The sequence below is a fragment of the Streptomyces sp. NPDC086519 genome (genome assembly GCF_040686075.1).
In the GTDB taxonomy this organism is placed as follows: Bacteria; Actinomycetota; Actinomycetes; order Streptomycetales; family Streptomycetaceae; genus Streptomyces; species Streptomyces shenzhenensis.
This window is the reverse complement of sequence record NZ_JBFBJL010000028.1, coordinates 57220-82401: the sequence shown is the minus strand read 5'-3', so window position 1 is coordinate 82401 and position 25182 is coordinate 57220. Positions and strand designations below refer to the sequence as shown.

At 72.1% G+C, this 25182-nt stretch carries 25 protein-coding genes and 1 tRNA gene; 17 read left to right on the top strand and 9 right to left on the bottom strand.

The genetic code is table 11. The annotated features are described in order from the left end of the window. Nucleotides 1-46: 46 nt before the first annotated feature. On the bottom strand, nucleotides 47-568 hold the full coding sequence (locus AB0P24_RS25955) for an FHA domain-containing protein (protein WP_365797894.1): 522 nt from the start codon (nucleotides 566-568) through the stop codon (nucleotides 47-49). 10 nt (nucleotides 569-578) lie between these two features. Then, nucleotides 579-1448, bottom strand: a complete 870-nt coding sequence (locus AB0P24_RS25950; RefSeq protein ID WP_365797892.1) for a DUF3662 and FHA domain-containing protein — start codon at nucleotides 1446-1448, stop codon at nucleotides 579-581. Nucleotides 1449-1862: 414 nt separating this feature from the next. Here AB0P24_RS25950 and AB0P24_RS25945 point away from each other — a divergent pair. From AB0P24_RS25945 to AB0P24_RS25925, 5 genes are all read left to right on the top strand, one after another. Continuing rightward, a tRNA-Leu gene (locus tag AB0P24_RS25945) sits at nucleotides 1863-1946 on the top strand. Between the two features lie 513 nt (nucleotides 1947-2459). Next, nucleotides 2460-3200, top strand: a complete 741-nt coding sequence (locus tag AB0P24_RS25940) for an SDR family oxidoreductase (protein ID WP_365797890.1) — start codon at nucleotides 2460-2462, stop codon at nucleotides 3198-3200. Nucleotides 3201-3265: 65 nt separating this feature from the next. Then, nucleotides 3266-4165 (top strand): SDR family oxidoreductase, encoded by a 900-nt coding sequence (locus AB0P24_RS25935; protein WP_365797888.1) that lies wholly within the window; start codon nucleotides 3266-3268, stop codon nucleotides 4163-4165. A 75-nt stretch (nucleotides 4166-4240) separates the two neighbouring features. Then, nucleotides 4241-4597, top strand: coding sequence for a nuclear transport factor 2 family protein (locus AB0P24_RS25930; RefSeq protein ID WP_365797886.1), 357 nt, complete (start codon nucleotides 4241-4243; stop codon nucleotides 4595-4597). Nucleotides 4598-4650: 53 nt separating this feature from the next. Then, nucleotides 4651-5277, top strand: a complete 627-nt coding sequence (locus tag AB0P24_RS25925) for a TetR/AcrR family transcriptional regulator (RefSeq protein WP_365797884.1) — start codon at nucleotides 4651-4653, stop codon at nucleotides 5275-5277. Nucleotides 5278-5309: 32 nt separating this feature from the next. On the opposite strand, the gene AB0P24_RS25920 is transcribed toward AB0P24_RS25925, so the two are convergent. Then, nucleotides 5310-6326: a zinc-dependent alcohol dehydrogenase family protein gene (locus AB0P24_RS25920; RefSeq protein WP_365797882.1), complete on the bottom strand. Its 1017-nt coding sequence runs from the start codon at nucleotides 6324-6326 to the stop codon at nucleotides 5310-5312. Between the two features lie 184 nt (nucleotides 6327-6510). Here AB0P24_RS25920 and AB0P24_RS25915 point away from each other — a divergent pair, with 184 nt between their 5' ends. Next, nucleotides 6511-7392, top strand: coding sequence for a helix-turn-helix transcriptional regulator (locus tag AB0P24_RS25915; protein WP_365797880.1), 882 nt, complete (start codon nucleotides 6511-6513; stop codon nucleotides 7390-7392). A gap of 76 nt (nucleotides 7393-7468) precedes the next feature. Beyond that, a complete protein-coding gene (locus tag AB0P24_RS25910) occupies nucleotides 7469-7882 on the top strand; it encodes a cupin domain-containing protein (RefSeq protein ID WP_365797878.1) in 414 nt (137 codons plus the stop codon). Between the two features lie 159 nt (nucleotides 7883-8041). On the opposite strand, the gene AB0P24_RS25905 is transcribed toward AB0P24_RS25910, so the two are convergent. The 3 genes from AB0P24_RS25905 to AB0P24_RS25895 form a co-directional block, all read right to left on the bottom strand. Next, nucleotides 8042-8914 (bottom strand): helix-turn-helix transcriptional regulator, encoded by an 873-nt coding sequence (locus AB0P24_RS25905; protein WP_365797876.1) that lies wholly within the window; start codon nucleotides 8912-8914, stop codon nucleotides 8042-8044. Between the two features lie 136 nt (nucleotides 8915-9050). Further along, nucleotides 9051-9389, bottom strand: coding sequence for a hypothetical protein (locus AB0P24_RS25900; RefSeq protein ID WP_365797874.1), 339 nt, complete (start codon nucleotides 9387-9389; stop codon nucleotides 9051-9053). Between the two features lie 83 nt (nucleotides 9390-9472). Beyond that, nucleotides 9473-10072: a flavodoxin family protein gene (locus AB0P24_RS25895; RefSeq protein WP_365797872.1), complete on the bottom strand. Its 600-nt coding sequence runs from the start codon at nucleotides 10070-10072 to the stop codon at nucleotides 9473-9475. A gap of 374 nt (nucleotides 10073-10446) precedes the next feature. Between AB0P24_RS25895 and AB0P24_RS25890 the strand changes: the two genes are divergently transcribed. The 4 genes from AB0P24_RS25890 to AB0P24_RS25875 all read left to right on the top strand — a co-directional run bounded on the left by AB0P24_RS25890 (nucleotide 10447) and on the right by AB0P24_RS25875 (nucleotide 13594). Then, a complete protein-coding gene (locus AB0P24_RS25890) occupies nucleotides 10447-10629 on the top strand; it encodes a hypothetical protein (protein WP_365797870.1) in 183 nt (60 codons plus the stop codon). A gap of 84 nt (nucleotides 10630-10713) precedes the next feature. Further along, nucleotides 10714-12177, top strand: coding sequence for a DUF2252 domain-containing protein (locus AB0P24_RS25885; RefSeq protein WP_365797868.1), 1464 nt, complete (start codon nucleotides 10714-10716; stop codon nucleotides 12175-12177). 226 nt (nucleotides 12178-12403) lie between these two features. Then, nucleotides 12404-13216 carry a hypothetical protein gene (locus AB0P24_RS25880; protein WP_365797866.1) on the top strand — a complete coding sequence of 271 codons (813 nt, stop codon included), beginning with the start codon at nucleotides 12404-12406 and terminating at the stop codon, nucleotides 13214-13216. Between the two features lie 48 nt (nucleotides 13217-13264). Next, a complete protein-coding gene (locus tag AB0P24_RS25875; protein ID WP_365797964.1) occupies nucleotides 13265-13594 on the top strand; it encodes a rhodanese-like domain-containing protein in 330 nt (109 codons plus the stop codon). A gap of 142 nt (nucleotides 13595-13736) precedes the next feature. On the opposite strand, the gene AB0P24_RS25870 is transcribed toward AB0P24_RS25875, so the two are convergent. Beyond that, nucleotides 13737-14882 carry an acyl-CoA dehydrogenase family protein gene (locus AB0P24_RS25870; RefSeq protein ID WP_365797962.1) on the bottom strand — a complete coding sequence of 382 codons (1146 nt, stop codon included), beginning with the start codon at nucleotides 14880-14882 and terminating at the stop codon, nucleotides 13737-13739. A gap of 161 nt (nucleotides 14883-15043) precedes the next feature. Here AB0P24_RS25870 and pepN point away from each other — a divergent pair, with 161 nt between their 5' ends. The 4 genes from pepN (at nucleotide 15044) to AB0P24_RS25850 (ending at nucleotide 20623) form a co-directional block, all read left to right on the top strand. Beyond that, the gene (pepN, locus tag AB0P24_RS25865; RefSeq protein WP_365797864.1) at nucleotides 15044-17479 is read left to right on the top strand and encodes an aminopeptidase N; all 2436 of its coding nucleotides are present in this window, start codon (nucleotides 15044-15046) and stop codon (nucleotides 17477-17479) included. A gap of 383 nt (nucleotides 17480-17862) precedes the next feature. Then, entirely contained in the window at nucleotides 17863-18684 is an 822-nt protein-coding gene (locus tag AB0P24_RS25860) for a DUF5819 family protein (protein WP_365797862.1), read from the top strand. Next, nucleotides 18681-19892, top strand: coding sequence for an HTTM domain-containing protein (locus tag AB0P24_RS25855; RefSeq protein WP_365797860.1), 1212 nt, complete (start codon nucleotides 18681-18683; stop codon nucleotides 19890-19892). Before AB0P24_RS25860 ends, AB0P24_RS25855 begins: the two co-directional genes overlap by 4 nt. Beyond that, entirely contained in the window at nucleotides 19889-20623 is a 735-nt protein-coding gene (locus AB0P24_RS25850; protein ID WP_365797858.1) for a TrmH family RNA methyltransferase, read from the top strand. The genes AB0P24_RS25855 and AB0P24_RS25850 overlap by 4 nt, the downstream gene beginning before the upstream one ends. A gap of 83 nt (nucleotides 20624-20706) precedes the next feature. Here the strand turns inward: AB0P24_RS25850 and paaN are convergent, their stop codons facing one another. Next, nucleotides 20707-22413 (bottom strand): phenylacetic acid degradation protein PaaN, encoded by a 1707-nt coding sequence (gene paaN, locus AB0P24_RS25845; protein WP_365797856.1) that lies wholly within the window; start codon nucleotides 22411-22413, stop codon nucleotides 20707-20709. Nucleotides 22414-22561: 148 nt separating this feature from the next. On the opposite strand from paaN, the gene AB0P24_RS25840 reads away from it, so the two are divergent. Continuing rightward, complete coding sequence (locus tag AB0P24_RS25840; protein WP_365797854.1) at nucleotides 22562-24076, top strand: 3-hydroxyacyl-CoA dehydrogenase; 1515 nt, start codon at nucleotides 22562-22564, stop codon at nucleotides 24074-24076. Next, nucleotides 24073-24666 carry a TetR/AcrR family transcriptional regulator gene (locus AB0P24_RS25835; RefSeq protein WP_365797852.1) on the top strand — a complete coding sequence of 198 codons (594 nt, stop codon included), beginning with the start codon at nucleotides 24073-24075 and terminating at the stop codon, nucleotides 24664-24666. Before AB0P24_RS25840 ends, AB0P24_RS25835 begins: the two co-directional genes overlap by 4 nt. 1 nt (nucleotide 24667) lies before the next feature. Here AB0P24_RS25835 and AB0P24_RS25830 read toward each other — a convergent pair whose 3' ends face one another. Further along, nucleotides 24668-25153 (bottom strand): Lrp/AsnC family transcriptional regulator, encoded by a 486-nt coding sequence (locus AB0P24_RS25830; protein WP_365797960.1) that lies wholly within the window; start codon nucleotides 25151-25153, stop codon nucleotides 24668-24670. Nucleotides 25154-25182: the final 29 nt, after the last annotated feature.

Below are 25182 nucleotides of genomic sequence, written 5' to 3'. Positions count from 1 at the left end.
CCGCCGCTGCGTGCTCGCTCCGCTCGCGCCTATCCATGATGTAGCACTACTTCCGCAGCTCGATGACGGTTTTGCCGATGCGGATCGGCGCGCCCAGCGGGATCGGCGTGGGAGTCGTCAGCCGGGACCGGTCCAGGTAGGTGCCGTTGGTCGAGCCGAGGTCCTCGACGATCCACTGGCCGTCGCGGTCCGGGTAGATCCTGGCATGACGGCTGGAGGCGTAGTCGTCGTCCAGCACGATCGTCGAGTCGTGGGCGCGGCCGAGGGTGATGGTCTGGCCCTGGAGGGCGACCGTCGTACCGGTGAGGGTGCCCTCGGAGACGACCAGCTTGGTGGGGGCGTTGCGGCGGCGGCCGCCGGCGGCGGGCTGCTGGCCGCGCTGCTGCGGGGGCGCGGCCTGCTGGCGGGCGGCGGGCTGCTGGCGGCGGCCTTCGTCCCTTCGCGATCCGCGCTGGGTGACGCGCGTACCGAACAGGTCGCTGCGGATGACCTGCACGGCCACGATCACGAACAGCCACAGTACGGCCAGGAAACCCAGCCGCATGACCGTGAGGGTCAGCTCTGACATTGCCCCCGCTTCACCCTTCGGCTTGCCGGTAAATGATGGTGGTGCTGCCCACGACGATCCGCGAGCCGTCGCGGAGCGTAGCGCGGGTGGTGTGCTGCCCGTCCACCACGATGCCGTTGGTGGACCCGAGATCCTGGATCGTCGAGGGCGAACCGGTCCGGATCTCGCAGTGCCGGCGGGACACGCCGGGGTCGTCGATCCGCACGTCGGCCTCGGTGCTGCGGCCCAGCACCAGCGTCGCGCGGGAGATCTGGTGGCGGGCGCCGTTGATCTCGATCCAGTAGCGGGTGCGGGAGCCGGGCACGGGGGCGCCGACGGGGCCCGAGGGCGGCCGCTGGGCGGCCGGCTGGGCCGGCTGCGGGTAGCCGTAGCCGCCGGGGCGGGCGCCGGGCGGCGGGGCGCTCGGCATCGGCGGCGCGGCCGCGCTCTGCGGCGGGTAGCCGTAGCCGCCCGGACGCTGCGGGGCGCCGCTCGCGGGGGCACGCTCGGGGGCCTGCTGGTTGCTGGAGGAGGCGAGCGTACGGCTGCGCACCCGGTACAGGCCGGTGTCGAGGTCCTCGGCCTTCTCCAGGTTGACCTTGATCGGCCCCATGAAGGTGTAGCGCTGCTGCTTGGCGTAGTCGCGGACCATCCCGGCCAGCTCGTCGCCGAGCTGTCCGGAGTAGGGGCTGAGCCGCTCGAAGTCGGGCGCGCTCAGCTCCACGATGAAGTCATTGGGTACGACGGTGCGGTCCCGGTTCCAGATGGTCGCGTTGTTGTCGCACTCGCGCTGTAGCGCGCCGGCGATCTCCACGGGCTGGACCTCGGACTTGAACACCTTGGCGAAGGTGCCGTTGACCAGACCTTCGAGACGCTGCTCGAACTTCTTCAGGACTCCCACAGGGCACCTCCTCTGTCGCCTTGCCCGTACTGCCTGCCGTTGCCGTTGCCGTTACCGCTCACTGATCGTATCTACGCGCCCGGCAAACAGCCGGTTCCCCCAGCGGCCCCCCTTCGAACTCCTCGGCGTGCTTCTCCCGGCCGGGATCGGCACTCCTTCTGCCATGGATCGTAGAGGTGGCCCACGACCAGTGTCCCGCACCTGACTGTGGACCCGATCCGTCTCCTGGACAGATGGGCTCTACCGGTACGAGGTTGATACGTGATGGCCGACTGCTCGGTACGTGATCGCCAGGTGAGCGCTGCCCCGCGACAAGGGATGTGAACCCACCCGGCCCCACGTGCTAATGTTCTCGATGTCGGAAGGCGCCACCCCAAGGGAAACAAGGGGTCGAAGCCGGAAGACACACCCAATGCGCGGGTGGCGGAATAGGCAGACGCGCTGGATTCAGGTTCCAGTGCCCGCAAGGGCGTGGGGGTTCAACTCCCCCCTCGCGCACAGAGATGAACCGACGAATCGGGTCTCTGCCGGTGACGGAAGTCACCGCAGGGGCCCGCTTCTCGTTGTCCGGCGATCGTGCAGTGGCTGTCCGGCGGCTGTGAGGCATCGCACAGCATTGTCGGCACCTGCCAAAGGCCCTGCTCGTGAGCTATCTCACGGGCGGGGCCTGTCTTTTGCGGTGCCGCGGTGCGCGGTGCCGCAGTGCTGTGGCGCGCGGTGCTGCGGTGCTCGGGACCGGATTGATCTACGCCGCCGGGGCCAGGTGCCTCGTCGGGGTCGAGCCCGCGGATTCGATGCCCCCGGTGAGGGGGTTCTTGGCGTAGCCGTTGTCAGCCCTCGACGCGGTTGCGGAGTCCGGAAGCGGACCTTCTGTCACGCCGGGCCGCCGTACGCGAAGAGGGGCCCGTCCTCGCCCGCTCGGAAAAATCTTGCCCGCAGATATGGACGGCACGTTCATTACTTGCTTATATGTACGCGTCGTTCATTTGATGGACCGGGAGGAGAACAACCATGAGCAGCCCCATCACCCACCGCGTCGCGCTGGTCACCGGCGGCTCGGGCGGCATCGGCCGGGCCGTGGCCGAGCGGCTCGCCCAGGACGGCCTCGCGGTCGCCGTGCAGTACGCGGGCAACAAGGCCAGGGCCGAGGAAACCGTGTCCGCGATCACCGCGGCCGGTGGCAGGGCCCTGGCGGTGGGAGGCGATGTCGCTGACGAGAGTGCGATGAGCGCGGCGTTCGACGCGGTCGAGGCGGCCTTCGGCGGCGTCGACGTGGTCGTGAACACCGCCGGCATCATGATCCTGGGCCCGGTCGCGACGTTCGACCTCGCCGACCTGGACCGGATGCACCGCACGAACATCCGCGGCACTTTCGTCGTCTCCCAGCAGGCGGCGCGGAAGGTCCGCCCGGGTGGCGCGATCGTCAACTTCTCGACCTCGGTGGTCCGCACCCAGCTGCCCGCCTACGGCGCCTACGTCGCCAGCAAGGCCGCGGTCGAGGGCCTGACCCTCACCCTGGCCCGTGAGTTGCGCGGCCGGGACGTCACCGTCAACGCCGTCGCCCCCGGCCCCACCGCCACACCGCTGTTCCTGGACGGCAAGGACGACGCCGCCATCGCGAACTTCGCCAAGGCGACCCCGCTGGAGCGTCTGGGCCGGCCCGAGGACATCGCCGAGGTCGTCTCGTTCCTCGCCGGCCCCGCGCGCTGGGTCAACGGACAGATCCTCTACGCCAACGGAGGCCTCGCCTGACAGGGCCGCCCCCGCACCGTCCCGCCTCGCCGCCCCCGCTGCCCCCGCTGAAAGGAACCACGTCCATGTCCACCACCGGCAACGTCGTCGTCATCACCGGCGCCTCCAGCGGTTTCGGGGCGCTGACCGCCCGCGCGCTGGCCGACGCCGGCCACACGGTCTACGCCGGCATGCGCGAGACCACCGGCCGCAACGCGCCCCAGGTCCGGGCCGCCGCCGACCACGCCCACGAGCACGACGTCGATCTGCGCTCCATCGAGCTCGATGTGAATTCCCAGGACTCGGTCGACACCGCCGTCGCGAGGATCGAGGCAGCGCACGGCCGGATCGATGTGCTGATCCACAACGCCGGGCACATGGTGACTGGGCCGGCCGAGGCGTTCACCCCCGACCAGCTCGCCGAGCTCTACGACGTGAACGTGCTGTCGACCCAGCGCGTCAACCGCGCCGCGCTGCCGGGCATGCGCAGGCGTGGACAGGGACTGGTGGTCTGGGTCTCCAGCACCAGCGTCAAGGGCGGCACCCCGCCCTACCTCGCCCCCTATTTCGCCGCCAAGGCCGGCATGGACTCCCTCGCGGTGTCCTACGCCGGCGAACTCGCCCGCTGGGGCGTGGAGACCTCGATCATCGTTCCCGGCTCGTTCACCAGCGGCACCAACCACTTCGCCCACTCCGGCCGCCCCGATGACACCACCGTCGAGGCCGAGTACGAGACCAGGTACGCCGGCCTGATGGATCAGGTGGCGGCCAAGCTCGCCGCTCTCGCCCCCAAGGGCGCGTCCGCGTCGCTGGTCTCCGACGAGATCGCCCGCATCATCGCCCTGCCCGCCGGAGAGCGTCCCTTCCGCGTCCACATCGACCCCGCCGACGACGGATCCGAGGAGGTCTCCGAGGTCGCTGACCGCATCCGCCGTGAGTTCCTCACCCGCATCGACCTCGCCGACCTGCTCACCGTCCAGCGCTGACACCCCGGGCCCGGGACGGGCGAGGGACGTCAGCCCATCCCCGTCCCGGTTCCCCGCACCACCGAGGCAATCACCATGACCGCCATCGAAATCCCGGCCGCCGTCCAGACGTTCATCGAGGCGACCAACCGCGGCGACGCCGAGGCGTTCGCCGCCGCGTTCACCCACGACGCGTACCTCGACGACTGGGGCCGCGTGTACCGCGGCCGCGACGGCGTGCGCGCCTGGGACCGCACCGACAACATCGGCGTCCAGGCACACTTCGAGCTGAACGCGATCGAGCCCGGCCCGGCCTCGTACACGTCCTCGCACACGTCCTCGCACACCTGTGTCGCGACCCTGACAGTGACCGGCAACGGTCACAACGGCACCGGCGCCATGACCTTCGGCCTGCGCGACGGGCTGATCGCGAGCCTGCGGATCACGCCGTGAAACCGGCCGCGAGGGGAACTGGCATCATTCCCGGCAACCGAGCAGGAGCACACGTGGCGAACAAGGCGAACGGCCCGGCTGCCAAGGAAGGCAACGCCCGCGGACGAGGGCGCCGCCCCGCGGACGAGGTCCGAGCAGACGTCCTGCGCACCGCCGGCGAGCTGCTGCTCACCGAAGGCATCGCCGACCTCACCTTCGAACGCATCGCCAGGGCATCGGGCGTCAGCAAGACCACCCTCTACAAGTGGTGGCCCTCCAAAGGAGCGCTGGCCCTGGACGGCTACTTCCACGCCGTCGAGCAGACGCTCGCCTTCCCCGACACCGGAGACATCCGCGCCGACCTGCTCACCCAACTCCGTGCCTTCGCCGATGTGATGACCCACACCCCGGGCGGGCGCGTACTGACCGAGCTGATCGGCGAGTCACAGACCGACGAGGACCTGGCCACCGCCTACCGGAAGCTGTACTCCTCGCACCGGCGGCGGCTGGCCGCGGAGCGCCTCCACCGGGCTCAGGAAGTCGGCCAGATCCGCACCGGCATCGACGTGCAGGTCCTCGTCGACCAGCTCTGGGGCGCCGTGTACCACCGACTGCTCATCCCCGACGAACCTGTCACCGACGACTTCGTCGTCGCGCTCGTGAACAACCTTCTGGACGGAGTCCGCCCGAACCCGGAGTAGGGCCGCGGTGAACGCGGTGGTTCCGGCGACGGTCAGGGCTTGAGGAGGGCTTTGATCGCGCGGCGCTCGTCCATCGCCCTGTAGCCCTCGGCGACCTGGTCCAGGGGGAGGGTGAGGTCGAAGACCTTGCCGGGGTTGATGCGGCCGGACAGCACGCGGTCGACGAGGTCGGGGAGGAAGCGGCGGACGGGGGCGGGGCCGCCGCGCAGGCCGACCTGGGAGAAGAACAGTTCCTGGCCGTCGACGGCGACCTCGTGCGGAACGCCGACGAAGCCGACGTTGCCGCCGGGGCGGGCGGAGTGCAGGGCCTGCCGCATGGACTCGGCGGTGCCGACGCACTCCAGCACGCTGTCGGCGCCGATGCCGCCGGTCAGCTCCTTGATCCGGGCGACGCCGTCCTCGCCGCGCTCGCTGACGATGTCGGTCGCGCCGAACTCGGCGGCCAGCTTCTGCCGGGACTCGTGGCGGCTCATCGCGATGATCCGCTCGGCGCCGAGCTCCTTCGCGGCGATGACCCCGCACAGGCCGACCGCGCCGTCCCCGACCACGACGGCCGTCGAACCCGGCTTGACCTCGGCGGCGAGGGCGGCGTACCAGCCGGTGCCCATCACGTCGGAGACGGCGAGCAGGCTGGGCACGAGGTCGCCCGACGGGTGCTCGTCGGTGGCGACCAGGGTGCCGTGGGCGTTGGGGATGCGGACGTAGTCGGCCTGGCAGGTGCTCATGAACTCCCGGTGCAGACAGCTCGACTGCCAGCCGTTGCGGCAGTTCGCGCAGGTGTTGTCCGAGGTGGCGAAGGAGCCGACCACGAACTGGCCCGGCTTGACGTGGGTGACCTCGGCGCCGACCTCCTCGACGATGCCGACGTATTCGTGTCCCATCGGGTGCGGGGCGCCGATGGGCTCCAGGCCGCGGTACGGCCACAGGTCCGAGCCGCACACGCAGGTGGCGACCGTGCGGATGACCGCGTCGGTGGGGCGGCTGATCTTCGGGTCGTCCAGGGTCTCGAAGCGCACGTCGCCGGGGGCGTGGATGACTGCTCCGCGCATGATCGTGTTCCTTCGCTGCGGGGGTGGGGATGCCGCGGCCGACGTCGTCGGTCACGGCTGCTCACGATCGAGGCTCACATGGGAGGTCAGGCACGAAAAGCGGAGGAATCCATCCGGGGAGGGGAACATCCTGGGAAGAATTCCTCCCCCCTTCCCTCCCCCTTCCTCTCCTGTGATCGGTGTCATGCTGGGCGGCATGACCAGCGATGTCCCCCTCAACGAGCTGGGAGAGTTCCTCAGGAAGCGTCGCTCGGAGCTGAGCCCCCGCGCGGTCGGACTGCCCGAGACCGGCAAGCCCCGCCGGGTGGCGGGACTGCGCCGTGAGGAGGTCGCCCAGCTCGCCGCCATCAGCACCGACTACTACACCCGCCTCGAACAGGGCCGCATGCAGGCGTCCGCGCCCGTGCTGGACGTCCTCGCCCGGGTGCTCCACCTGGACGACGACGAACGCGGCTACCTCTTCCAGCTCGCCGGCAAGCCCAGCACCCGCACCCGGCGGCGCGGTCGGCAGCAGGTCCAGCCGCAGTTGCAGCGGGTGCTGGACGACCTGACCGCGACCCCGGCCGTCGTGCAGGGCCGCCGTGGGGACGTCCTGGCGTGGAACGCCCTGGCCGCCGCGCTGGTCACCGACTTCTCCCGGCTCCCGGAGAAGCACCGCAACTACCCCCGGATCCAGTTCACCGACCCGGCCATGCGCACCCTCTACGCCGACTGGGAGAACTCCGCGAAGATCTCCGTGGCGCAGCTGCGCATGGAGGCCGCGAAATACCCCGACGATCCCCGCCTGATCGAGCTGGTCGGTGAACTGTCGCTGCGGGACAAGCAGTTCGCCCAGTGGTGGGGCGACCACCGTGTCGCGGGCCGCACGGTGGGCACCAAGACCCTCAACCACCCGGTCGTCGGCGAACTCGTCCTGGACTGGGACACGTTGACCGCGAACACCGACCCGGACCAGCACCTCACGGTCTGGACCGCGGCCCCCGGCTCCGCCACGCACGACCGCCTGCGCATCCTCGCCTCCTGGGCCGCCGGCCGGCACCTGCCGGCGTCGCAGCCGCCGAGCTGACGGCGCCGGGGGCCACCAGCCCTCGATCCAACGCTCTGACCGGCACGAACCTGCGCGAAACACCAAGGAATCGATCATGGAACTGTTGCCGAAGCCGCCGACGACGAAGCTGCCCGGGAAGTGGTTCACCGGGGACGCGTGGGCGGATGTGATCTACCGTGGCGAGGAGCCGTCCCGGACCCGTGCCAACGCGGTGCGCTTCGCGCCCGGTGCCCGCACCGCCTGGCACTCCCACGGCCTGGGCCAGACCCTGTACATCGTCGAGGGCATCGCCCTGATCCAGTCCCGCGGCGGCGACATCCTCGAAGCCCACCCCGGTGACGTGGTCTGGACTCCGCCGGGCGAGGAGCACTGGCACGGCGCGGCCCCGGACCACTTCATGGTCCACATCGCGATGTGGGAGACCGACGAGGTCGACTGGCTCGACCACGTCACCGAGGCCGAGTACGCCGGCCCTCGCCACAGCAGCCGCATCACTCGCGGCGCCTGACCCGCACGCCGTACCCGCGGCGTCCGGACGGTCCCTGCCGCGCCGTCCACCAGGCCGTCCACCCCGTCCGGCACCTCGGCACGGGCCCGGGCAGCCGGGGAGAGGGGAGGATCTCTGCTCCGGCAGCGGAGACCCCCGGGGAAACCCAGGCAGAACGCGCTACGGGGTGGTGGCGCTGCCGGACGCCGTCAGGTTCTGGTCCGCGGCCCAGGACGCCAGGAGCCGCAGTCCGTCGTGGGACGGGGAGCCGGGCGGGGCGGTCCACACGATGATGTGCTGGTCGGGTTCGGCGGTGCAGGCCAGGGTGTGCCAGTCGAGGGTGAGGTCACCGACGACGGGATGGCGCAGCCGCTTGCTGCCCGCCGTCCGCAGGGCGACGTCGTGGGCGGCCCACCACTGCCGGAACTGGCCGTCCCGAGCCGAGAGTTCACCGACCAGGGCGGTGAGCCGCGGGTCGTCCGGGTAGCGGGCGTTCTCCATGCGCAACTGCGCGACGGCCAGCCGGGTGACCTCTTCCCAGTCCGCGTACAGCCGGCGCATGGCGGGGTCGGTGATCAGCAGCCGGACGTAGAGCCGCTCCGGCTCCGGGATCCGTCCGAAGTCGGCGAACAGGGCGGCTGCCAGCCGGTTCCAGCCCACGACCTCGGTGCGGCGGCCGATCACGAAGGCAGGCGTGGTGGTGAGATCGTCGAGCATGCGCTGCACCTGGGGATTCATCTGCTGCCGCTCGCCGGCGCGGGGTGGCAGGTTCTTGCCCGCGAGTTCGAAGAGATAGGCGCGCTGGTCGTCGTTCAGGCGGAGCACCCGCGCGAGTTCGGCCAGCAGCGGAGCCGACGGCTGGAGGCGGCCCTGCTCGATCCGGGTGTAGTAGTCGGTGCTGACGACGGCCAGCACGGCGACCTCCTCGCGGCGCAGGCCCGGTACCCGCCGCTGCTGACCGCTGTCGGGAAGGCCCAGCTCGGCGGGGTTGAGCTCGGCACGGCGAGCCTTGAGGAACTCCCCGAGTTCGTTCAGATGCGGGTCCCTGCTCATGCTCGACAGCGTCGCACGGAATCGCGGGCCGTGAGAGGGGAGGGTTTCCTCCCTGGACAAATCCCCGCAACGCACTCCGGTGGCCCTGGGGCCGCGGTCCCAGGGCCACCGGGAGTCAGCGGCGTCGGGCCACCGTTCAGCGGACGCGGGTCCACTTCCCGTGGAGCTGGACGAACCGGCCGCCGATGACGGAGCTGGCCATGCAGGTCCCCTCGGTGTAGTCCTCGATGTGCGTGACGTGGTCACCGGCGTCGGGCTCGGTCCAGCGCACGACGTACAGACCGTCGCGGAGCCGGGTGGCGGTGTACTCCATCGTCTGCTTCCGGCCCTTGAGGGCACCGCCCGTCACCTCGAAGCTGACCTGGGCCGCCGAGTCGAAGGTGATCTCCACCGTGAAGTGGCCGAGCGGGGTGTCCGGACCGAGGTCCGCCAGCCAGGTCTGTCCGACGCTGGGAAGGGGCGCGTTGCTGTCCATCGGTACTGCCTCTTTCTCTTTCTCTCGTTGCTCTCCGCGACGGCTCCGGGCGCGTTGCTCTCCGCGACGGCTCCGGGCGTTTCTCAGACCGCGAGGGCGGTGCGGCCGGCGCGGAAGAACGCGGTCTGGCGCGCGACGCGGGCGCCGAGGCCCTCGGCGGTGGCGATGTCGGACCTGTGGACGGCCTCCGGGCCGGCATCGACCGGGGTCTGGGCGCCGGCGCCGACGAAGTAGCCGAGGCGGTTGACGTCGTCCTCGCTGCCCTCGGTGGAGGCCCAGCCCGGCTGCACGCCGAGGCTGACCCAGTGCATGCCGTGCTGGGCGGCCATCGTGAAGAAGTAGCCGAGGGTGGAGGACTTGTCGCCGTTCTTGGCACCGGAGTTGGTGAAACCGGCGGCGATCTTGTCGGCCCATGTCTGCGTGTACCAGCGCTTGCTGCTCGCCTCGGCGAAGGCGTGGAAGGCGGCAGACGCCGTGCCCATGTAGGTGGGCGCGCCGAAGATGATCGCGTCGGCGGCGTCCAGCTGCGCCCACTGCTCCTCGCTGATCGCGTCCACGGCGATGGAGATCACCTGGGCGCCCGCTTCAGCCGCGCCGCGAGCCACGGCCTCGGCGAGGACGGCGGTGTGGCCGTACCCGGAATGGAAAGCGACGGCGACGGTGGGACGGTCGGAACCGGACATGCTGGTGGTGCTCCTCGGAAGGGGTCTCGGGGGGTATGGCTGCCAGCCTGGCACCGGGAAAGCCCGCTGTGAGGGGGGAGAAACGTGCCCCCGTACGGGATCGTCCGAGGTGAACGGCCATGCCGTCCCTCGTGAAGCCGAAGAGCGCGGCCAGTGGGCCGGCCCGCAACGGCGGGAGGGCGATGGCGTGGCTGTCGGCGGCCAGGGGTCGATGAGCATGTGGATGCCCTCGCCGGCCTTCAGACCGGCCTGGACCTCACCGCGCTGATCGATGTGATCAACGCCAGCAGTGGTGGCAGTGCCGGCTGCGTTCCCTCGGCAGGGACATCACCCCGGAACTGGCCGAGCACGTGCACCCGCTGATGGAGAAGGAGATGCGCCACTTCGCCGACGTGGTGCGCGCCGGCGGCGCGGGCGACCCCGCCGAGGTGCTCCGGCGCGGTCTGGCGGGCGCCGCGGGCCTGGTCGGTACCGCGGGCCTGGTCGGTACCGCCCGCATGGCCGCCCGCGCCCGGCCGGCCGCGGTGGGCGCGGTGGGCGCGGGAGATGCCGCGTGACCTGCATGCTCCCCCCGGCCACCCCGAAGTTATCCACAGGGTCTGACGGGCTTCGGCCCCCACCTGTACCGTCTCCACGAGTTGATGTTCGTGCGCGTGCGTGCGTGGAGTACGGGGGAGGCGGTCGACGTGACCGGACCGGAAGAGCTGACGACGCCGGGCGGGCGCAAGCTGCCCGCGCCCAGGGGCTTTGCGCAGTGGCCCTCGGAGGGCTCCCCCAAGGAGGAGGGCAAGGCGCTGCGTTCGGCGGTCCCGCGCCGCAGCCACGCCGCCCTGGACCTGGACGGCTCCCGCCCGGACGCGGTCCGCGCGGTCGAGGAGTCCAACCGGGACCGCATCCCCGAACTGGTCCCGATAAGGGTCGGCAGGATGGCGGCCGGCCCCTTCGCGTTCCTGCGCGGCTCGGCCGGCCTGATGGCGCACGACCTGGCCCGCACCCCGATGACCAGGATCGCCACCCAGATCTGTGGCGACGCCCACGCGGCCAACTTCGGCCTGTACGGGGACCCGAAGGGCGACCTCGTCATCGACCTGAACGACTTCGACGAGACGGTGCTCGGCCCCTGGGAGTGGGACCTCAAGCGGCTCGCCGCCTCCCTGGTGCTGGCCGGCCGGGAGGCGGGCGCCGACGAGGACACCTGCCGCAAGGCCGCGGGCGACGCGGCCGGTGCCTACCGCCACACCATGCGCCTGCTGGCCAGACTCCCGGTGCTGGACGCGTGGAACGCGATCGCCGACGAGGAACTGGTCTCGCACTCCGACGCCCACGACATGATCGGCACCCTGCGCCGGGTCTCGGAGAAGGCCCGCGCCAACACCAGCGGCCGGTTCGCGGCCCGCTCCACCGAGCCCACCGCGGACGGCGGCCGCCGCTTCGTCGACGCCGCCCCGGTGCTGCGCCGGGTCCCGGACGCGGAGGCGGAGGCGGTCACCGCGGCCCTGGAGCACTACGTCACCACAGTCTCCGAGGACCGCCACCCGCTGCTCGCCCGGCACACCCCGCACGACGTCGCCTTCCGGATCGTCGGCACCGGCAGCGTCGGCACCCGGTCCTACGTCGTCCTCCTCCTCGACCACCGCGGCGAGCCGCTGATCCTCCAGGTCAAGGAGGCCCGCCCGTCCGCGCTCGTCCCCCATCTCGCCACGGCCGGCTTCGAGACGCCGGCCGTCGGCCACGAGGGCCGCCGGGTGGTCCTCGGCCAGAAGCGGATGCAGGTGGTCAGCGACATCCTGCTCGGCTGGACCACGGTGGACGGCCGCCCCTACCAGGTCCGCCAGTTCCGCAACCGCAAGGGCAGCGTCGACCCGGCCGCCCTGGCCCCCGACCAGATCGACGACTACGGCAGGATGACCGGCGCCCTGCTGGCCCGCGCCCACTCCCACAGCGCCGACCCGCGCCTGATCGCCGGCTACTGCGGAAAGAACGAGGAACTGGACGAGGCGATCGCCGCGTTCGCGGTGGCCTACGCCGACCGCACGGAGGCGGACCACGCGGAACTGGCGGCCGCGGTGCGGGCGGGCCGGATAGCCGCGGAGCTCGGGGTGTGACCCGCGTGAACTCCGCGCTCCGGTCTCCGGCTCCCGGCCTTCGGCTCCCGGCCTTCGGACTTCGGACTTCGGCTCCCGGCCTTCGGACTTCGGCTCCCGGCCTCCGGCTCCCGGCCTCCGGTCCCGGACTTTCGGAGAGGTGCGGTCATTGGTCGAGGCCTGCCCCGATCTGGTCGCCGAGTGGGTCCCGGCCACCGTCGGCGGCGACAGGCCCTAGGCTGGTCGGGTGACGACCCCGGAAGCTGAGCAGTCCCAGGCACCGCGGCCCGAGGAACGGCTGGAGCGGGCCGTGCGGGCCGCCGAGCAGGCGTTGATCGAGTACGAGATCGCGGTCGAGACCTTCCGCGTCGAGGTGGAGAACTTCTCCCGCCTGCACGAACAGAAGCTCGGCCCCCTCTACCTACGCATCGAAGAACTGGACGCGCGGATCGCCGAGGCCAAGGCCGCCCGCACCGGCGACCCCGAGGACATCCGCGCCGCCGAGGAGGCCCGGGCCCGGGTGCTTCCCATCCCCGGCGTCGAGGAGCTGATGCACGGCTGGATGGACGGCAACGGCCTGTTCCCGGAGGCCGTCGCGATGCTCACCGAGCAGGAGGTCCGGCCTCCGCAGCGGGTTCGTCCCAGCGAGGAGGCCCGCCGGCTCTACCGTGAGCTGGCCCGCAAGGCCCACCCCGACCTGGTGCAGGACGAGGCCGAGCAGGAGCGGCGCGAGGAGTTCCTCAGCCGGGTCAACGCGGCCTACGCCCGCGGCGACGAGGCGCTGCTGCGGGAGCTGGCCGAGGAGTGGGCGGCCGGCCCGGTCCCGCCGGAGCGCAGGCCGAGCCGTGCGGAGGAGCTCTACGCCCGCCTGGAATGGCTCTCCGAGCGCAAGGAACTGCTCGCCCTGGTCGCCAAGGAACTGGAGAACGGCCCCATCGCCGGCCTCCTCCGGCTGGCCCCGGACGACCCCGACGGCCTCCTCGACGAGATCGCCGGGCGGCTCCAGCAGGACGTCACCGAACGCGAGGCGGAACTGGCGGCCCTGCTGACCCAGGAGTAGCGCTCCGCCCCGTCGGGTAGCGTCGGGGACATGAACTTCGCAGCACGTGTGCCCACGGTCGGGGTCGAGGACCTCAAGGACGGCGATTTCCTGCTGGACGTCCGCGAGGACGACGAGTGGCAGGCGGGTCACGCCGCCGGCGCCCTGCACATCCCGATCAGCGAGTTCGTGGCCCGCTACGGCGAGTTCACCGAGGCGGCACCCCAGGATGCCCGCGTCCACGTCATCTGCCGCTCCGGCGGCCGTTCGGCCCAGGTCACGATGTACCTGGTCCAGCAGGGCATCGACGCGGTGAACGTGGACGGCGGCATGCAGGTGTGGCAGGCAGCGGGCCGCGAAGTCGTCACGGACGGGGAAGAACCGGGCTTCGTCATCTGAGGGGCCGGATCAGGAGCACACCGGGGCGCCCCGTAAGGGGCGCTGGGCTGTGCTCGATGTGCGGCTTGCGCCGCGCGGGCGCGACCAGCCCCCGCCGACCCGCAGACCGCCTACGACCGGGCGCCCCCTGCTCCGGCATCCCCTATCCCAGGGGATGCGCGGCCAGCAGATCCCCCAGCGCCTCCTCATGGACCCCGGCTCCCCCGAGGGCCAGCTCGATCTGCTTCGCCCAGGCGTGGTACCGGTGCAGCACATACTCGGTGTCGGCCCCGAACCCGCCGTGCAGATGCTGCGCGGTCTGCACCACCCGCCGCACCCCCTCGGCCGCCCACACCTTCGCCACCGCCACATCCCCGGCCGCCGGCAGCGCCCCGGCCGCCCCCGACGCGATCCGCCACGCCGCCTGCCACAGCGTCGCCTCCATGGCCCGCAGGTCGATGTACCGGTCGGCGGCCTGCACGGCGACCGCCTGGAAGGTGGCGATCGGATGTCCGAACTGCTCCCGCTTCCCCGCGTACTCGCTGGTCAACCGCAGCACCCGCTCACCCACCCCGAGGGCCAGCGCACACGTCCCGGTCACCAGCAGCTCCCGCAGCCACTCCCAGGCCCCCTCCGCCACCACCGCGTCCCGCCCGGCGACCCGCGCCGACTCCAGCCGCAGCTCCCCGAACCGTTCCCCGCTGGTCGACACCTGCTCGGCGACCGCGAGCCCGGCCGTGGCCCCCTCGCCTCCCGGCGCCACCAGCGCCAGCACGCTCCGGTCCGCCTCCGTGCGCGCCGGTACGACGACGAGATCGGCGTCGTACACCCACGGCACCGCCGTCTGCACCCCGTCCAGCACCCAGCCGTCACCGTCCCGCCGGGCGGTCACCGCCAGCTCCGCCGGGTCGTGCCCGGTGCGCCCGCTCGCGGCGACGGTCAGCACCAGCTCGCCCCGCCCCGCCCGCGCCGCCAGCCGGTCCCGCAACTCCGCCGCCCCATACCTCTGTACGGCCGCCAGAGCCGCGCTGTGCTCCAGCAACGGCACCCTGGCCAGCACCTTCGCCGACTCCCGCAGCACCAGGCACAGCGCGATGGCGTCCAGACCGGCCCCGCCGTACTCCTCGCCCAGCAGCAGACTCAGCAGATCCGCGCCCGCCAGCCTGTCCCACAGTTCCCGGTCGAAGCCCTCGGCCACGGCACCGGTGGTCAGCGCCGGGCTCGGCACCGCGTCCGGCGCCACCCCCGCGAACACCCCGCGCGCCGCCTCGGCCGCCGCCAACTGCTCCTCGCTGAAGGTGAAGTCCACGGTCCTGTCCTCCCGGCGGGTCCCGCTGATCTGACGGTCCGTCAAGATAGAACAGGTTCTAGAAGAAGGGAACCTGAAAACCCCTGCGATCACCAGCTCCCCCCGTCGTAGGCTGACGGCCGCTGTCCGCCGATGGGGGACGGACACACAAGGGAGGACACATGGGGATCCGCAGCCTGACCCGGACCGAGGCCGAACGCCGGGCCGCACTGATCACGGTCGAGCGGTACGACGTCGACATCGACCTCACGGCCCTGCCCGCCGGGCCGGAGATCCGCTGCGTCTCTACAGTGACCTTCACCTGCTCCGAACCGGGCGCCGAGACCTTCGTCGACTGCGCGGCCGAGGTCCGCGCCGCCACCCTGAACGGCAACCCGCTCACCCCCTCCGGTGACGGCCGGATCCCGCTGCCCGGCCTGGCCGCGCACAACGTGCTGCGCGTCGAGAGCGTCCAGGCCGGCACGGCCACCGGCGAGGGCGTGCACAAGGCCACCGACCCCGCCGACGGCGAGGTGTACGTCTGGACGAGCTTCGAACCCGACGAGGCCCGCTTCGTCTGGGCCTGCTTCGACCAGCCCGACCTCAAGGCCCCACACGCCTTCACGGTCACGGCCCCGGCCGCCTGGACCGTCCTCAGCAACTCCGGTGACCCGCGGATCGAGGAGCAGGGCGCCGCCCGCCGCTGGAGCTTCCCGGACACCCCGCCGCTGTCCGTGTACAACACCGTCGTCAACGCCGGCCCCTTCCACGGGATCCGCCGCGAGGCCGACGGTCACGACCTCGGCATCTACGCCCGCCGCTCGCTCGCCGAGGTCCTCGAACGCGACGCCGACGAGATCTTCACCCTCACCCGCCAGGGCCTCGCCTTCTACGCCGAAGCCTTCGCGATGCCGTTCCCGCAGCGCAAGTACGACCAGGTCTTCATGCCCGAGTTCGGCGGCGCGATGGAGAACTACGGCTGTGTGACCTGGTCGGACGGCTTCCTGCGGCGGGCCACGCCGACACCCGCCGAGCGCGAGCTGCTCGCGGTGGTGCTGCTGCACGAGATGGCGCACATGTGGTTCGGCAACATCGTCACCATGCGCTGGTGGGACGACCTCTGGCTGAACGAGGCCTTCGCCGAGTTCGCCTGCCACTGGGCCGCCGAGGGCGCCACCCGCTACACCGACGCGTGGGCCGGCCACCTCCTCGGCGGCAAGGTCAGGGCGTACCTCTCCGACCAGGGCCCCGTCTCGCACCCGATCCACCAGCCCATCCACGACGTCGCCCAGGCCGCGTCGATCTTCGACAACATCACCTACCCCAAGGGCGCCTCCGTCCTCCTACAGCTGATGACCTACGTCGGCGAGGACCTCTTCCGCACCGGCATGGCCGCCTACTTCGCCCGCCACGCCTGGGGCACCACCACCCTCCAGGACCTGATCGACGCCCTCGCCGAGGCCAGCGGCCGCGATCTCGCAGCCTGGCGCAAGGCCTGGCTGGAGACCGCCGGCACCGACCGCTTCACCCTGGAGCACGACGGGGGCGCGGTCACCCTGGTCGCCGACGGCGACCCGCGCCCCCAGGTCCTGGCGGTCGGCGCGTACGACCGCGCCGGCGACGGCCTGCGACGCACCGCGCTGGTCCGCGTCGAGGTGACCGAGGCCCGTACCCCCGTCACCGGTCTTCCCGCCACGTCCGACCTCCTCCTGATCAACGACGACGACCTCACCTTCGCCACCACCCGCCCGGACCCCACCACCCGGGACACCCTCTTCCGCGCCGCGGCCCAACTGCCCACGGCCATCTCCCGGGGCGCGGCCGCCGCCACCGTCTGGGACATGCTCACGGCCGGCGAGGCCACGGCCGCCGAGGCCGGACGCTGCCTCACCGCGGTCCTCGCGGCCGAGACCTCCGACGCCGTGATCGAGCCCTACCTCACGCTCGTCACCAACATCGCCGAACTCTGGGCGCCCGCCGCGGAACGCCCCGCGCTGGCGCAGGCCGTGGCCGCGACCTGCCGACGGCTCGCCGCCGATCCGGGCCGCCGCCAGGTCGCCCTGCGCGGCCTCGCCCGCACCGCGTCCGGCGCCGAGGACCTGGCCTGGCTCCGCGAGCAGGCCGGCGACGACGTCGACCTGCACTGGCGCGCCCTCGTCCGCGAGGCCGAACTCGGCGGCGACGTCACCGCCCGGTCCGCCGCCCTGCTCGCGCGCGACCCCGACCCCGATGCCTGGGTGCGCGCCCTCACGGTCCGCGCCGCCCTTCCCGACCCGGCCGCGAAGGCCGAGGTCTGGCAGCGGCTGGCCGTGGACCGCGAGGTGCCCGTCCATGCGGTCGCCCCGGTGGCGGCCGCCTTCTGGCGCCCCGGCCAGGACGCCCAGCTCGCCCCCTACGCCGAGCGCTACCTGGCCGCCGTCCCCCAGCTGCACCAGGGCGGCATGATCCCGGCGATGACCTACGCCTCCCACCTCTTCCCGCCGTACGCCATCGATGCCGCGTACATCGAGAAAGCCCGGCAGACGGCCCTGGAAGCGGCCCCCGTGGTCCGCAACACCCTCCTGGAACGCACGGACGCCGTCCACCGCATGCTGCACGCCCGGAGCGCGACCGCCTGACCCGGACGCCGTTCCGCCGTCCCGCGGTCCCGTCCGATCGTTCGGTTTCGGCCATTCCCATGGTGGCCGGGCCCGCGCGGGCGATCAACCCCTGTGGAAAAAGCTGGCCGCGGCCTGTGGAAAACTCGCCGGAGCGTGACCGGGGGCCGGGCCCGGATGCCGTATGACCTGGGGTGATCTCGGGCACAGGCCCCCGATGCCCCGGGCCGGGAGGGCCGCCGGCCCTCCCGGAGTGGCGATGGCCACGCCGTCGGCCTCGCCCGCAGGGCTGCGCCCGGTGGCCGGTGCTGAGTACCGTTCCGTGCGAGTGCCGGGCAGCGGCACACCGGGCGGTCCCGGATCGGCCGCCCGGCCGGCGTGACGGGATCGGGGAACGGGGCGGCATGGACGACGCGTACGACGAGGGCGCGGACGCCCGGCACGGGCCGGACAGCCCGAGCGGGACGCGTCCGGAGCCGGAGTCCGCCCCACCGGCCCCGCCACCCGCTCCGGTCTCTCCGGCCGCTCCGGTTTCTCCGGTCGATCCGGTCTCTCAGGCAAAGTCACCCGCCCTCCCTCGCACCGGCGTCGCCGCCCTCTCGCCCCGTTACCAGGTGGGCGCGGCCCTCGCCCTCGCCCTGGTCGCCGTCGCCGCCTGCGTGCACCTGGGGATGGTGTTCCTGAGCGTGGCGCCGGCGAACACGGTGACCAAGCAGCACGGCAAGGCGATCGAGGAGTGGGTGTACCCGGAGTTCGAACAGAACTGGAAGCTCTTCGCACCGAACCCGCTGCAGCAGAACATCGCCGTGCAGGTGCGCGCCGACGTGCTCATGCCGGACGGCACCACGACCACGACCGGCTGGAACGATCTGTCCGCACAGGACGGCAGGGCCATAGACGGCAGCCTGCTGCCCAGCCACACCGTGCAGAACGAGCTGCGCCGGGCCTTGGACTTCTTCACGACCACGCACGGCACCGACAACCGCCCGATCGGCCTGCGCGGCTCCCTGTCCGAGCAGTACCTGCGCCGGATCGTCGTGATGCGCATGTACGAGGGGGACGCCACGAGCCGGAAGGGCACCATCGAGCGGGTCCAGGTGCGCTCCAGCACCACGAACGTGCCGCCACCGGACTGGAGCGGTGAGAAGGTCTCCGACACGCCCGTCTACCGGGTGCTGCCCTGGTGGACGGTCACGGCGGACGAGGCGAACGGCGGTGTGCGGTGAACCGTCTCGCTCTGTGCCTGTCCCGTGCCATCGCCCAGGTCACCGGGGCGGCTCTCGGCCCGTACCAGACGGCCGTCGTCCGCATCGGCTTCGCCGCCACCTGGCTGCTGTTCCTGCTGCGCGAGTACCCGCACCGCCAGGAGCTGTACGGCCCCGACGCCCCGTGGAGCTTCGGCCTCGCCCAGCAGCTGACCGCCGACAACCACGCCTTCACGGCGCTGCTGTCCTCCGACAGCCAGGCCTTCTTCGAGATCTGCTACTTCCTCGCCGTGCTCGCCGGCGCCCTGCTCATGCTGGGCTGGCGCACCCGCGCCACGTCCCTGCTGTTCATGATCGGGGTGCTGTCCCTGCAGAACCGCAGCGTCTTCGTGGGCGACGGCGGCGACAACGTGCTGCACCTGATGTCCATCTACCTGGTGTTCACGCGCTGCGGCCAGGTGTGGTCCCTGGACGCGCGCAGGGCGGCCCGCGCGAGCGCCGCACGCGCGCGTGGCGAGCGAGTGGCCCCCGACCGGGCGGGCCCCGCGCTGTGGGCGGCATCGGGTCTCGTCCTGCTGGTGGCGGCCCTCACCGGCCGCACCGGCGGCGGCTGGCTGGTCCCGGCCCTGATATGGGCGACCTGGGCGGGCGCCGCCCTGTGGTGGGCGGCCGGCCGCTGGGCACGCACGCCCGAGCCCCGGATCCTGCTCGATGTCATCGCCGACATCCTGCACAACGGCGCCCTGTTCGTGATCATGGCCGAGGCCTGCCTGATCTACGCCACCGCCGGCTGGTACAAGATCCAGGGCTCTCGCTGGCAGGACGGCACCGCCGTCTACTACCCGCTCCACCTGGACTACTTCTCGCCCTGGCCGGCCCTCGCCGACCTGCTGTCCGCCAACGGCACGCTGGTGATGCTGGTGACCTACGGGACGGTCGCCGTGCAGGTCGCCTTCCCGTTCACGCTGTTCAACCGGCGGGTGAAGAACGTGCTGCTGGCCGCGATGATGACCGAGCACGCGGTGATCGCGGTCGTCCTCGGTCTGCCCTTCTTCTCGCTGGCGATGATCGCGGCGGACTCCGTCTTCCTCCCGACGTCCTTCCTGCGCCGGATCGGCGGCTGGGCGGCACGCGCGCGTGAGCGCGGGTTCCGCCGGAGCGAGCCCGAGCTGCCGGGGCAGCGCTTCCCGGAGGCCGACGAGCAGCCCCGCGTAGGCTTCGGGGCATGACCGACCCCCTGGACCACTGGGCGCGGCTGGCCGGCTCAGCCGTCCTCCTCGACGGCTTCCACGCCCTCAAGCACGCGCTGCGCTTCGGCGCGCAGGTGCCGGTGGCGGTCACGGCGGACCGGGCGGCGGCGCTGGCCCTGGCGCGGGAGCTGGCCCCGGACGTGGCGCAGGCGCTGGCCGCGCTGCTGACGGAGGTGCCGTCGCGGACGTACGCGTCCCTCGTCCCGCGCCCGCACCCCACGGCCGTGGCCGCCCTGGCCGTACGGCCGTCCCGCGAGGCCAACCTGCGCGAGCTGGCCCGTGTCCCGCGCACGGCCCCGATCGTGGTCCTCGACGAGCCGCGCAACCTGGGCAACGCGGGCGCGGTGATCCGCCTGGCGGCGGGCTTCGGGGCGACGGGAGTCATCACGACCGGGACCCTCGACCCCTGGCATCCGACGGTCGTCCGCGGCGGCGCGGGCCTCCACTTCGCCACGGCCGTGGAGCGGATGACCGTGGCGGACCTGCCGCAGGGCCCGCTGTACGCCCTGGACCCGGAGGGCGAGGACATCAGGACGGCGAAGCTCCCCGACGACGCGATCCTCGCGTTCGGCTCGGAGCGGACCGGGTTGTCGGGGGAGCTACGCACGCGTGCCGACCATCTCCTACGGCTGCCGATGCGCCCGCAGGTGAGCAGCTACAACCTGGCGACGAGCGTAGCGATGACCTTGTACCACTGGAGTGCCCTGTAAGGGGGCCGGCCGACGCATCGGTGACGGTCAGGTCAGGAACCGATGCCTGCCGCTGACGTCGGCCGGTCGCGCGCCCCGCGTGCCTACGACTCCCGGCGCACCTCGATCACCCGGAACCGGTTCGCCACGAACGCCCCGTCGCACAGCGCGGCGTTGGCCGCCGGGTTGCCGCCCGAGCCGTGGAAGTCGGAGAAGGCGGCCGTCTGGTTGACGTACACCCCGCCGACGAGGTTCAGCGACAGCTGGGCCGCCTCCTCCAGGCAGACCTCCTCCACGGCCTGCTCCACCTCCGCGTCGACCGTGTACGCCCCGACCGTCATCGCGCCCTTCTCACGGACGGTCCGCCGCAGCAGCTCCACCGCGTCGGTGGCGGAGTCGACGGCGACGGCGAAGGACACCGGGCCGAAGCACTCGCTCATGTAGGCGGCCTCGTCGTCCGCCCCCTCCCAGTATTTCCGCGCCCCGTCCAGCTTCACGATCACCGGCGTCCGCACGACCGCGCCCGGGAACTCCGGGTTGGCGATCTCGCGGGAGGCGAGGGCGACCTCGCCGAGCCCCGCGGCGGCCTCCAGGCGGGCCTTGACGTCGGGGTTGACGATCGCGCCGAGCAGCGCGTTCGCCCGGGCGTCGTCGCCGAGCAGGCCGTCGACCGCGCGGGCGATGTCGGCGACCACCTCGTCGTACGTCTTCGGGCCCGCGTCGGTTCGGATGCCGTCCCGGGGGATCAGCAGGTTCTGCGGGGTCGTGCACATCTGGCCGCTGTAGAGGGAGAGCGAGAAGGCCAGGTTGGAGAGCATCCCCTGGTAGTTGTCGGTCGACTCGACCAGGACCGTGTTGACGCCGGCCTTCTCCGTGTAGACCTGCGCCTGCCGGGCGTTGGTCTCCAGCCAGTCGCCGAAGGCGGTCGAACCGGTGTAGTCGATGATCCGGATCTCCGGGCGGGTCGCGAGCGTCCTGGCGATGCCCTCGCCGGGGCGCTCGGTCGTCAGCGCCACCAGGTTCGGGTCGAAGCCGGCCTCGGTGAGGACCTGGCGGGCGACCTGCACGGTGAGGGCGAGCGGCAGCACCGCGCGCGGGTGCGGCTTCACCAGGACCGCGTTGCCGGTGGCGAGGGAGGCGAACAGGCCCGGGTAGCCGTTCCAGGTCGGGAACGTGTTGCAGCCGATGACCAGCGCGATGCCGCGCGGGACCGGCTTGAAGGTCTTCGTCAGCGCGAGCGGGTCGCGCTTGCCCTGCGGCTTGGTCCACTCGGCCGTCTCGGGGGTGCGGACCTGCTCCGCGTAGGCGTAGGCCACCGCCTCCAGGCCGCGGTCCTGGGCGTGCGGGCCGCCTGCCTGGAACGCCATCATGAAGGCCTGGCCGCTGGTGTGCATGACCGCGTGCGCGAACTCGTGCGTCCGGTCGCTGATCCGCTTGAGGATCTCAAGACACACCAGCGCCCGCGCCTCGGCGCCCGCGTCGCGCCAGGCGGGCTGCCCGGCCCGCATCGCCGGCAGCAGTGTGTCGATGTCCGCGTGCGGGTAGGTCACGCCCAGCTCGATGCCGTACGGGGAGACCTCGCCGCCGGTCCAGTCGTCGGTGCCGGGCTGGCCGAGGTCGATACGAGTGCCGAGGAGGGCGTCGAAGGCGGCCTTGCCCGCCGCCGCGTCCAGGCTGCCCTGTTCCCCGTACGCCTTGGGGTGCTCGGGGTGGGGGGACCAGTACGCGCGCGTGCGGATCGCCTCCAGCGCCTGGTCAAGCGTGGACCGGTGCCTGGCGATCAGCTCGTGCGCGGTGAGTTCGGCGGTCATGCGGGACCAACTCCTCGTCTGATGAGCTCCCCTCGAAGCTCATGACCTGGGCGGAAACGGCCGGACAGAGTTAGAGTAACCGAACGATCGGTCGGGACAAGGGGGCCTGCCGCATCTGTGGAAAACCCCGTGCGGGAGGATCGCGCACATGACAGCACTCGACCTCAGCAGCACCGTGGGAGTCGTCGGCACCGGCACCATGGGCCAGGGCATCGCCCAGGTCGCACTCGTCGCGGGCCACCCCGTACGGCTGTACGACACCGTCCCCGGGCGGGCCGCGGAGGCGGCCGCCGCGATCCTCGCCCGCCTCGACCGGCTCGTCGAGAAGGACCGGATGGCGGCCGCCGCCCGGGACGCCGCCCGCGCCCGGCTGCTGCCCGCCGGCGAGCTCACGGAGTTCGCCGACTGCTCGCTGGTCGTGGAGGCCGTCCTGGAGCGGCTGGAGGCCAAGCAGGAGCTGTTCCGGGCCCTGGAGGACATCGTCGGCGAGGACTGTCTGCTCGCCACCAACACCTCCTCCCTGTCGGTGACGGCCATCGGCGGCGCCCTGCGCAGCGCCTCCCGCCTGGTCGGCCTGCACTTCTTCAACCCGGCCCCGCTGCTGCCGCTGGTGGAGGTCGTCTCCGGGTTCGCCACCGACGTCACGTCGGCCACGTGCGCGTACGAGACCGCACGCTCCTGGGGCAAGACGCCGGTCGCCTGCGCGGACACCCCCGGCTTCATCGTCAACCGCATCGCCCGGCCCTTCTACGCCGAGGCGTTCGCCGTCTACGAGGCGCAGGCCGCGGACCCGGCCACCATCGACGCGGTGCTGCGCGAGAGCGGCGGCTTCCGGATGGGTGCCTTCGAACTGACCGACCTGATCGGCCAGGACGTCAACGAGTCCGTCACACACTCCGTGTGGCAGGCCTTCTTCCAGGACGTCCGCTTCACGCCCTCCCTGGCCCAGCGCCGGCTGGTCGAGTCCGGCAGGCTCGGCCGCAAGACCGGGCACGGCTGGTACGACTACGCGGACGGCGCCGAGACCGCGGAGCCGCACACCGCCGAGCCCGCCGACCGGCCCGCCTACGTCGTCGCCGAGGGCGGCCTGGGCCCCGCCGCCGAGCTGCTCGCGATGATCCGCGAGGCCGGCATCCAGGTCCGCGAGGAGGACGAGGACCACGGCACCCGCCTGGTCCTGCCCAGCGGCGGCCAGCTGGCCCTCGCCGACGGCCAGACCTCGGTGGAGTTCCGGGACGTCGTCTACTTCGACCTCGCCCTCGACTACCGCCGCGCCACCCGGATCGCCCTGTCCGCCGGACACGACACCCTGCCCAGGACCCTCAGCGAGGCCATCGGCCTCTTCCAGGCGCTCGGCAAGCAGGTCAGCGTCATCGGCGACGTCCCCGGAATGATCGTCGCCCGCACGGTCGCCCGGATCGTGGACCTCGCGCACGACGCCGTCGCCAAGGGCGTCGCCACCGAGGAGGACATCGACACCGCGATGCGCCTGGGCGTCAACTACCCGCTCGGCCCCTTCGAGTGGAGCCGCCGTCTCGGCCGTGACTTCGCCTACGACCTCCTCGACGACCTGCACGTGCGCGAGCCGAGCGGCCGCTACGCGCCGTCCCTCGCGCTCTACCGCCACGCGTACGCCACCGAGAAGCGGGAGGGCGCGTCATGACGACCGCCAAGCGCGACACCTACACCCCCGAGACCCTGCTCGCGGTGGCCGTCCAGGTCTTCAACGAGCGCGGCTACGACGGCACCTCCATGGAGCACCTCTCCAAGGCCGCCGGCATCTCCAAGTCGTCGATCTACCACCACGTCTCCGGCAAGGAGGAGCTGCTGCGCCGCGCGGTCAGCCGGGCCCTGGACGGCCTGTTCGGGATCCTCGACGAGGAGCACGCGTGCGTGGGCCCCGCCGCCGACCGCCTGGAGCACGTCGTACGGCGCATGGTCGAGGTGCTGATCACCGAACTGCCGTACGTGACGCTGCTGCTGCGGGTGCGCGGCAACACCGGCACCGAGCGGTGGGCGCTGGAGCGGCGCCGTGACTTCGACCACCGGGTGGCCGACCTGCTGAAGGCGGCCGCCGCCGAGGGGGACATACGCGGCGACGTCGAGGTGCGCCTCGCGACCCGGCTGGTCTTCGGCATGGTCAACTCCATCGTGGAGTGGTACCGCCCGGACGGGCGGGGCGCGGGCGCGAGCGCGCGCGAGGTCGCGGACGCGGTCGTCCGGCTGGCCTTCTCCGGCCTGCGCGCCCACTGACTCAGCCCTGCGGCTCCAGGTCCTCCTCCTCGAACACCAGGGACGTGCGGGTGCTGAGCACCTCGGGGATGGCCTGGAGCCGGGTCAGCACCAGCTCGCGCAGTGCCCGGTTGTCGGGGGTGTGCACCAGAAGCAGCACGTCGAAGTCCCCTCCCACCAGGGCGATGTGGGAGGCGCCGGGCAGCTGCCGCAACTGCTCGCGGACCGTGCGCCAGCTGTTCTGGACGATCTTCAGCGTGATGTAGGCCGAGGTGCCCTGGCCGGCCCGCTCATGGTCCACGCGGGCGCCGAAACCGCGGATCACCCCGTCCTCGATGAGCCGGTTGATACGCGCGTAGGCGTTGGCGCGCGAGACGTGGACGCGTTCGGCGACCGACCGTATCGACGCCCGGCCGTCCGCCTGGAGGATCTGCAGGATGTCCTGATCAATGGCGTCCAGCGGGCGCGCCGGCGGCAGTGCGGCGCGATCCCGCGGGCCCTCGGCCATTTGTTCAGGTGCCATGTCCCCCCGCCTCC

Excerpts from the sequence above, each read along its gene's own strand:
- AB0P24_RS25955 (WP_365797894.1), bottom strand. The coding sequence starts at position 568 with ATGTCAGAGCTGACCCTCACGGTCATGCGGCTGGGTTTCCTGGCCGTA.
- AB0P24_RS25940 (WP_365797890.1), top strand. The coding sequence starts at position 2,460 with ATGAGCAGCCCCATCACCCACCGCGTCGCGCTGGTCACCGGCGGCTCG.
- AB0P24_RS25935 (WP_365797888.1), top strand. The coding sequence starts at position 3,266 with ATGTCCACCACCGGCAACGTCGTCGTCATCACCGGCGCCTCCAGCGGT.
- AB0P24_RS25930 (WP_365797886.1), top strand. The coding sequence starts at position 4,241 with ATGACCGCCATCGAAATCCCGGCCGCCGTCCAGACGTTCATCGAGGCG.
- AB0P24_RS25920 (WP_365797882.1), bottom strand. The coding sequence starts at position 6,326 with ATGCGCGGAGCAGTCATCCACGCCCCCGGCGACGTGCGCTTCGAGACC.
- AB0P24_RS25915 (WP_365797880.1), top strand. The coding sequence starts at position 6,511 with ATGCTGGGCGGCATGACCAGCGATGTCCCCCTCAACGAGCTGGGAGAG.
- AB0P24_RS25910 (WP_365797878.1), top strand. The coding sequence starts at position 7,469 with ATGGAACTGTTGCCGAAGCCGCCGACGACGAAGCTGCCCGGGAAGTGG.
- AB0P24_RS25905 (WP_365797876.1), bottom strand. The coding sequence starts at position 8,914 with ATGAGCAGGGACCCGCATCTGAACGAACTCGGGGAGTTCCTCAAGGCT.
- AB0P24_RS25900 (WP_365797874.1), bottom strand. The coding sequence starts at position 9,389 with ATGGACAGCAACGCGCCCCTTCCCAGCGTCGGACAGACCTGGCTGGCG.
- AB0P24_RS25895 (WP_365797872.1), bottom strand. The coding sequence starts at position 10,072 with ATGTCCGGTTCCGACCGTCCCACCGTCGCCGTCGCTTTCCATTCCGGG.
- AB0P24_RS25890 (WP_365797870.1), top strand. The coding sequence starts at position 10,447 with ATGCGCCACTTCGCCGACGTGGTGCGCGCCGGCGGCGCGGGCGACCCC.
- AB0P24_RS25885 (WP_365797868.1), top strand. The coding sequence starts at position 10,714 with ATGTTCGTGCGCGTGCGTGCGTGGAGTACGGGGGAGGCGGTCGACGTG.
- pepN (WP_365797864.1), top strand. The coding sequence starts at position 15,044 with ATGGGGATCCGCAGCCTGACCCGGACCGAGGCCGAACGCCGGGCCGCA.
- AB0P24_RS25860 (WP_365797862.1), top strand. The coding sequence starts at position 17,863 with ATGGACGACGCGTACGACGAGGGCGCGGACGCCCGGCACGGGCCGGAC.
- AB0P24_RS25850 (WP_365797858.1), top strand. The coding sequence starts at position 19,889 with ATGACCGACCCCCTGGACCACTGGGCGCGGCTGGCCGGCTCAGCCGTC.
- paaN (WP_365797856.1), bottom strand. The coding sequence starts at position 22,413 with ATGACCGCCGAACTCACCGCGCACGAGCTGATCGCCAGGCACCGGTCC.
- AB0P24_RS25840 (WP_365797854.1), top strand. The coding sequence starts at position 22,562 with ATGACAGCACTCGACCTCAGCAGCACCGTGGGAGTCGTCGGCACCGGC.
- AB0P24_RS25835 (WP_365797852.1), top strand. The coding sequence starts at position 24,073 with ATGACGACCGCCAAGCGCGACACCTACACCCCCGAGACCCTGCTCGCG.
- AB0P24_RS25830 (WP_365797960.1), bottom strand. The coding sequence starts at position 25,153 with ATGGCCGAGGGCCCGCGGGATCGCGCCGCACTGCCGCCGGCGCGCCCG.